Below are 2,656 nucleotides of genomic sequence, written 5' to 3' on the forward strand. Positions count from 1 at the left end.
CTGGAGCGCGACAATGAACGTGAAGTGCCAGCGTCATTGAAGGTGAAGTGTGGGGCCGACCGGAGGGCGGGCGAAGCCCGGCCGTAGGTCGGCCCCACACTGGCGCGGGCCGAAGCCCTCGCCAGCGGTCGTGATTGGTGGGTACGGAAAGGGATCTTCATCCGCCAAGAAGAGGATCCCCGCCGTGCCCGGCAAACCCATCAACGACCAGCAGGCACGATTATACATGGAATACCGACGCACCCTCAGCCAAGAGGCCGCCGCCGCCAAAGCGGGCTTCAGCCTCAGCACCGGCCAACGCTTCGAGAAGGACCCGCGGCTTCCGTCCCAGAAGAAGACCGAGCGCCGCCGCGGCCGCAGCAAGCCCGACCCGCTCGCCGGGGTCTGGGAAACCGACGTTCTGCCCTTGCTCGGGACCTGTTCGGGCATCCGCCCGATCACCGTCCTGGAGGAGTTGGGGCGCCGCTACCCCGACGAGGATTGGGAACGCCGTCGCCGCACTCTGGAGCGCCGGATCGAGACGTGGAAGGCCCTGCATGGCCCCGACCAGGAGGTGATGTTTCGCCAGGAGCATCCCCCCGGACAGCAGGCCCTATCCGACTTCACTGATGTCGCCGAGCTCGCGGTCACCATCGCCGGACAACCCCTTGATCACCGCCTCTACCATTTCACCCTGGCCTTCTCGGGCTGGGAGCATGCCGAGGTGGTGCTCGGCGGCGAGAGCTTCGTGGCGCTGACCCACGGCCTGCAAAACGCCCTGTGGGCCTTGGGGGGCGTGCCCGCCGAACACCGCACCGACTCGCTGTCGGCCGCTTTCCGCAACCTCGACGCCGAGGCCCGCAAGGATCTGACCGAGCGCTACGAAGCGCTGTGCGCCCACTACCGCATGACGCCGACCCGCAACAACAGGGGCGTCGCCCACGAGAACGGCAGCATCGAGAGCCGCCATGGCCATCTCAAGAGCCGTCTCGACCAAGCGCTGACCCTGCGGGGCAGCCGCGACTTCGCCACCCTGGACGACTACCGCCGCTTCGTCGCCGAGGTGGTGGGCCGCCATAATGCCCGGCAACGCAAGATGTTCGACCTGGAACGTCCGGCTCTGAAGGACCTGCCCGCGCGCCGCACCACCGACTTCGAGGAGGCGACCGCCTATGTCACCTCCTCGGGCGGCTTCACCTTGCGCAAGGTCTTCTACACCGTGCCGTCGCGTCTCATCGGCCATCGCCTGAAGGTCCACATCCACGATGACCGTCTCGACTGCTTGCTCGGCGGCACGCTGGTGCTGACCCTGCCGCGTGGCCGGGCACCCCAGCGCGGCAAGGGCAAGCGCGGACATGTCATCGACTACCGGCACGTCATCCACAGCCTGCGCTGCAAGCCGCAGGCGCTGCTCAATCTCGTCTACCGCGACGACCTCTTCCCCCGCGCTGCTTATCGCCGCGCCTGGGAGGCGCTGAGTGCCAAGCTCGATCCGCGCCTGGCCTGCCGGATCATGGTGGGCCTGCTCTGGCTGGCCCACGAGCGCGCCTGCGAAGCCGACCTGGCGGCCGCCCTCGACACCGTGCTGGACGCCGGGCAGCTGCCCGACCTCGCCGCCCTCCAGCGGCGCTTTGCCGCCACGGCCGCCGACGCCCCGGCCCTCACCGTGACGCTGCCGACCGCCGCCGCCTACGACGCCCTGTTGCCGACCGCCGGAGCCGCCCAATGACCAGCACTGTTTCGATCGACACCGCCCGCTTGCCCTTGCTGCTCAACGACTTGCGGCTGCCGACCATCGCCCGCTTGTGGCCGGACTTCGCCGCCCGAGCCGACAAGGAGGGCTGGCCCGCCGCCCGCCTGCTCACCACCTTGGCCGAACTGGAAATGGCCGAGCGGGCGCAACGGCGCATTCAGCGCCACCTTCAGGAGGCGCGCCTGCCACCCGGCAAGACGCTGGAGGCCTTCGACTTCGCCGCCGTGCCGACGGTGAGCAAGGCTCACGTCCTGGCGCTCGCCGCGGGCGACAGCTGGTTGGAGAAGGGCTCCAACTTGCTGGCTTTTGGCCCGCCCGGTTCCGGCAAGAGCCATCTGGCGGCCGCCCTCGGCTATGCCCTCGTCGACAATGGCTACCGGGTGCTGTTCACCCGAACCATCGACTTGGTTCAGCGCCTGCAAGTCGCCCGCCAGGATCTCGGCTTGGCCTCTGCCATCGAGAAGCTCGACAAATACGACCTGCTGATCCTCGACGACTTCTCGTATGTGCATAAGAACCAGGCAGAGACCAGCGTCTTGTTTGAACTCATTGCGGCCCGCTACGAACGGCGCAGCCTGTTCATCACCGCCAATGCCGCCTTCGGGGCCTGGGATCAGGTCTTCCCCGACAAGGCCATGACCGTGGCTGCGATCGACCGCCTCGTGCATCACGCCGTCATCTTCGAGATGAACGTCGAGAGCTATCGGCGCCGAACCGCAATCGCCCGCACGCGGCCCAACGGCGACACCATCGTCCCGACCGACGCTGTCGCGCCCGCGACAATCATCCAGGACGCTTGATTGACGCTGGCGCGACAATCACCCTTGTCGCCGCCGTCGAAACCGAGCACCATGAGCGACACCAAGCGCGACCGTCACCTCATCCTCATTGACGCGCGCACCTCACCGTCAATGTCGCGCTATA

Annotated in this window: 2 protein-coding genes; both read left to right on the forward strand. The window is 67.5% G+C overall.

What is annotated here, in order from left to right; genetic code table 11:
* Positions 1–226: 226 nt before the first annotated feature.
* A complete protein-coding gene (gene istA / locus TSO5_RS21985) occupies positions 227–1,708 on the forward strand; it encodes an IS21 family transposase (RefSeq protein WP_247870885.1) in 1,482 nt (493 codons plus the stop codon).
* Positions 1,705–2,532 (forward strand): IS21-like element helper ATPase IstB, encoded by an 828-nt coding sequence (istB, locus tag TSO5_RS21990; RefSeq protein ID WP_109153607.1) that lies wholly within the window; start codon positions 1,705–1,707, stop codon positions 2,530–2,532. Before istA ends, istB begins: the two co-directional genes overlap by 4 nt.
* Positions 2,533–2,656: the final 124 nt, after the last annotated feature.

The sequence above is a fragment of the Azospirillum sp. TSO5 genome, assembly GCF_003116065.1.
In the GTDB taxonomy this organism is placed as follows: domain Bacteria; phylum Pseudomonadota; class Alphaproteobacteria; order Azospirillales; family Azospirillaceae; genus Azospirillum.